The sequence below is a fragment of the Frankia sp. AiPs1 genome, assembly GCF_023716945.1.
Classification (GTDB): Bacteria; Actinomycetota; Actinomycetes; order Frankiales; family Frankiaceae; genus Frankia.
On record NZ_JAMQQF010000498.1, the window covers coordinates 1 to 4,453 of the forward strand.

The following is a 4,453-nucleotide window of genomic DNA, read 5'->3' on the forward strand; positions in this document are numbered from 1 at the left end:
GGCGGCCGTCTCGGCCCGCTCCGCCTCCGCCGCGGCGGCGATGCGCGCCGCCGCCGCCTGCTCGGTCATCCGGCGCTGCTCGTTGGCGCCCTCCTGGGTCACGAGCCGCTCCGCGCGCACGGCCAGTTCGATCTTGCTCTGCAGCTCGTTTTCGGCGATACGCCGCTCCTGCTCGACGGCGAGCGCGCGGCGGCCGTAGGTGGCCCGGTCGGCCTCGGTCTGGATCTGCTCGCGGGTGGGCGTGCGCAGCGCCTTCTCCACCTCCGGCGACGGGCGGACGGCGACCACCCGCACCCCGACCACGCTCACCCCCGTCTGGACCAAGCGGGCGTCTTCGCGCAGGCCGTCGGTCACCCGCGCCCGGATCACCGGCACCCCCTCGGCGAGGGCGGTGGTGAGCGATGTGCGCGCGAGCAGGTCCGAGGCGTACTCCTGGGCGGACTCATTGATCATCCCGGCGAGCTGGTCGAGGGGCTTCTCCCGCCAGGTGCCGAGCTCGGGGTCGACGCCGAAGTCGAGGCGGGTGGCGGCCAGCACCGGGTCGGCGATCCGGTAGGTGACGGTGGCCTGCACCGCGACGTCCTGGAAGTCGGCGGTCCGCGCGTGGAAGAGCACCGCGAGCTCCCGGTCGTCGACCGGCACCTCGCTGATCACCGCCGTCCGCGGCCGGTACCAGAAGACCAGACCGACGCCCTCGTGGGCGACGGTCGTGCCGCGCTGGTGGCGGATGTACGCGGTGGGGGTGCCCCGCAGGTGACACAGGAACGGCGCCCGGCTGATGTCCGCCATGAGGAGGTCCTCTCTTTATCGTCGACATGACGATAATCCGGGAGCACGGTTCTCGTCAACCTGACGAGTATGGTTCTCCGCATGCCGTCCCCCCACGAGCCGTCCGCCGCCACGGCCGCCGCCGCCCACACCGCCGGCGGCGGGGCGGACAGACTGCCGACGGACGGACAGCCGACGGACGGACAGCCGACGGACGGGCAGCCGGCGGACCGGCTGCCGGCGGACGTCGCGCCGGTCGCCCTCAGCGTCGATCTGGTCCTGCTGACGGTCCGCGAGGAGCAGCTTCAGGTGCTGCTGGTGCGTCGCGGCATCGAGCCCTACCGGGACCGCTGGGCCCTGCCGGGCGGCTTCGTCCGGCCGGGGGAGGATCTCGCCGAGGCGGCCGTGCGGGAGCTCGCCGAGGAGACCGGGCTACGCCACCCGCCGGCGCACCTCGAACAGCTCGCGACCTACGGCGCACCGGATCGCGATCCCCGCGGGCGGGTCGTCACGGTGGCGTTCCTGGCGCTCGCACCGCAGTCGCGCACACCGATCGCCGGCACCGACGCCGCCGCGAGCCGCTGGGAGCCGGTCTCGACCGCTGGCGGCGGGTCCGGGCTGGCCTTCGACCATGCGGCGATCCTCGCGGACGGGCTGGAACGCGCCCAGGCGAAAATCGAGTACAGCGCGGTGGCGACGGCCTTCTGCGAACCCGAGTTCACCGTGGCGGAACTGCGCCGGATCTATGAGCTGGTCTGGAGCTCGCGGCTGGACCCCCGCAACTTCCACCGCAAGGTGACCGGGACCGCGGGCTTCCTCGTCCCGACCGGGCGCTTCACCACCCGAGACGGCGGCCGACCTGCGGAGCTGTACCGCAGCGGCGACGCCACGGTGCTGCATCCCGCGATGCTCCGGCCCGTCCCGCGGCTACCCTGAGCGGGCAGAGGTGACGGAGCGGGCAGCGGTGACGCGGGCGGGAGACGGCCGGGCGCCCGGGCGATCGGGGGGTGAACCCGGGCGGCCGGCCACCTCGACTATCTCACCGAAAGCACATGCGGCGTCACTATAAGTTTGTTCACATGCCGTCAGGGTTAGCGACCGTGCTGGTCCGCGCCCTTGGTGACGGTTCGTCGCCCGGGCTGGGCAGCCCTCCGGGTCAGCCGAGTTCCCGCAGCGCGGCGCCGGGCCCGCCGTCTGCCCGGCCCGACGAATTCCATGGGTCGTCGCCGTGGCGAGAACGCCGCCCGAGGTCGGAGTCCACCCGCTCGGAGCGCCCGAGATCCACCCGTCCCGGCCCCATCCGCTCCGGGTCCATCCGCGCTGGGTCCATCCGCGCTGGGTCCATCCGTTCCGAGTCCAGCGGATCCGCGTCCAGCCGGCCGGAGTCGGCTCGCCTCGAATCCGGTCGACTCGCATCCGGTCGACTCGCATCCGGTCGACTCGCATCCGGTCGACTCGCATCCGGTCGACTCGCATCCGGTCGACCTCCGTCCGGTCGACCCGCATCCGGCCGACCGGCATCCGGGCTCTCGAGGCGTGCCGCGGCGCCCTCCAGCTCGTCCACGGAACGATTGGCCGCCATCCGGTCGCGCCCGAGGGCGGCGATGCCGGCGGCCACCATCACCATCGCGACGACGAACGCCACCCGATGGGCGCCGTCCGGGGCCGGCTCGCCAAACAGCGTCAGCCCCAGGGTGACCGGCAGGAAGGCGGACACCCCACTGGTCACGGGAAAGGCGATCACCGCCGCCCGGCCCTGCAGCCCGCGCTGCTGCAGACCAAGCGCCAGCACGGAGAACAGCACGAGGACGTAGGGCGTCGGGGTGGTGAGCAGGTCGGCCAGTGCCGACTGACCCTCCCGGCGATCGTTGACCGCCAGGCCGATCTGCCGGGTCGCGAGGGTGGCGATCGCGTAGCAGACACCGGCGGCCGCGCCGAATCCGAACGCCGCCCCGGCGATCATGTTCCGGGCGGCGGCGACGTTCGCGAGGAACGCGCACGCCAGCGCGAAGATCAGGCCGAGAACGAGGAAGGCCAGCAGGACGTCCGTGCTGGCCGCGGAGCCGACCTCGGCGCGCCGCGCGAAAGCGTAGGCGAGCAGGCCGACCCCGGCGACCATCGAGCCGACGCCCAGCCAGCCCGTCAGGCTGATCCGTTCACCGAGCACCCGTTGGGCCAGTAACGTGAAGATGATCATGTCGAGGGCCATCACCGGGGCGACCATCGCCACCGGAGCGACCGACAGGGCGTAGACCTCCAGCAGGAACGAGGCCGCCTCGACGGCGAGGCCGACCAGCCACAGCGGGCGCAGCACCAGCCGGGCCAGCAGGCCCAGCCCCAGCCCGGAACTCTCCTCCTCGCGCCGGGCGGCCCGCGCCTGCACCAGCGGCGCGACCCCGTACAGGGCGGCCGAGACCATCGCGGTGGGCAGGCCGAGCGCCAACGCCTTACTCATATGCGCGCCATCCTGGTCACGGGCGTGCCGTCGTTCGCGCCCGGCACCAGCCCGGCACCTCCAGGCACCGAATCACCGGTGGGCACCGAATCACCAGTGGGCACCGAAGCCAATCTGCGCCAGCGCCGAGCCGAACGCCTGCTCCCACGCCTGCGGCCCGATCGCCACCCGGTCCGAGGGGGGCTTGACCCGGTCGAGGCAGGCGAGCGCGGAGCGGGTCAGCGACACCGGGTCGGTGTTGGTGACCTCGGCGTGCCCGCGTTCGAGCTCCTTCTGCAGGTTGTCCCGGCCGTGCCCCGGGACGACGTCGATGAGCAGCAGATCCCGGCCGATCACCCGCGCCTCGCTGCAGGTGTCCCCGGAGGAGGTGACGACCAGATCGCTGGCGGCCATCAGTGCCGGGATGCGGTCGGTGAAGCCGAACGGGATGACCTTGTGCTGCCGCTCGGCCAGGGCGGTCAGCCGCGCCGCCAGCGGCTTGTTCCGCCCGGCCACCGCGAGCACGTAGATCCCCGCCGCCGCCATCGCCGCGGCACCCTCGACCAGCGGCCCGAGCCCCCAGGAGCCGGACATCAGCAGCACGCACGGGGCGTCGGCCGGGATGCCGAGCGCCGCGCGCGCCTCCTCCTGGGTGGGCGGGTCGTAGAACGGCTCGCGCACGGGGGTGGGCACGACCGAGACGAGCGCACCCGGCGCGAACCGCCGCACGTAGCGGGCGGCGGTCTGCGAGGTGACCAGGTACAGGTCGGTGTTGTCGTGCACCCACAGCCGGTGCACGCAGCAGTCGGTGGAGAACACGGCGGTGACCAGGCCGGGGAACTCCGGCTTGACCCGGCTGGTCGCCGCCGCGCCGGTGGCGAAGATGGAGATGACGAGATCGGTCGGCTGCTCGGTGAGTTCCTGGCGCAGCGCCGGCACGACGTAACGGCTCGACGCCCGCTCGATCGCCAGGGCCAGCCGGCCACCGGTGCGCATCTGGGAGAAGTGCACGGCGTCGTACAGGCCCGGCACGGCGATCATCCCGCGGAAGACCTTCTCCCCGCGGGAGCCGTTGCGCCCGCCGAGCATGCGCAGGCTGTCGGCGGTCCGGGCGGTGAACCCGCGCCGCTCCAGCGACGCCCCGCACGCCTCGGCCATGACGTCGTGCCCCATGCCCAGCGAGCCGGACAGCAGCAGCGCCGATCCGCGACGGGTCGGTGCCTGCCGCGCCGCGGCCCCGGCGAGCAGGGC

4 protein-coding genes are annotated in these 4,453 nt (G+C 73.4%); 1 reads left to right on the plus strand and 3 read right to left on the minus strand.

The window, feature by feature from the left end:
* Positions 1-789, minus strand: a 789-nt coding sequence (locus ND748_RS26045) for an SPFH domain-containing protein (protein ID WP_251748777.1), incomplete at its 3' end; no start/stop codon positions are given.
* 81 nt (positions 790-870) lie between these two features.
* Here ND748_RS26045 and ND748_RS26050 point away from each other — a divergent pair.
* A complete protein-coding gene (locus ND748_RS26050; protein WP_251748779.1) occupies positions 871-1,704 on the plus strand; it encodes an NUDIX domain-containing protein in 834 nt (277 codons plus the stop codon).
* 220 nt (positions 1,705-1,924) lie between these two features.
* On the opposite strand, the gene ND748_RS26055 is transcribed toward ND748_RS26050, so the two are convergent.
* Both ND748_RS26055 and ND748_RS26060 read right to left on the minus strand, forming a co-directional pair.
* Positions 1,925-3,223 (minus strand): DMT family transporter, encoded by a 1,299-nt coding sequence (locus ND748_RS26055; RefSeq protein ID WP_251748781.1) that lies wholly within the window; start codon positions 3,221-3,223, stop codon positions 1,925-1,927.
* Between the two features lie 90 nt (positions 3,224-3,313).
* On the minus strand, positions 3,314-4,450 hold the full coding sequence (locus ND748_RS26060; protein WP_251748783.1) for a glycosyl hydrolase: 1,137 nt from the start codon (positions 4,448-4,450) through the stop codon (positions 3,314-3,316).
* Between the last annotated feature and the right edge of the window lie 3 nt (positions 4,451-4,453).

Excerpts from the sequence above, each read along its gene's own strand:
- ND748_RS26050 (WP_251748779.1), top strand. The coding sequence starts at position 871 with ATGCCGTCCCCCCACGAGCCGTCCGCCGCCACGGCCGCCGCCGCCCAC.
- ND748_RS26055 (WP_251748781.1), bottom strand. The coding sequence starts at position 3,223 with ATGAGTAAGGCGTTGGCGCTCGGCCTGCCCACCGCGATGGTCTCGGCC.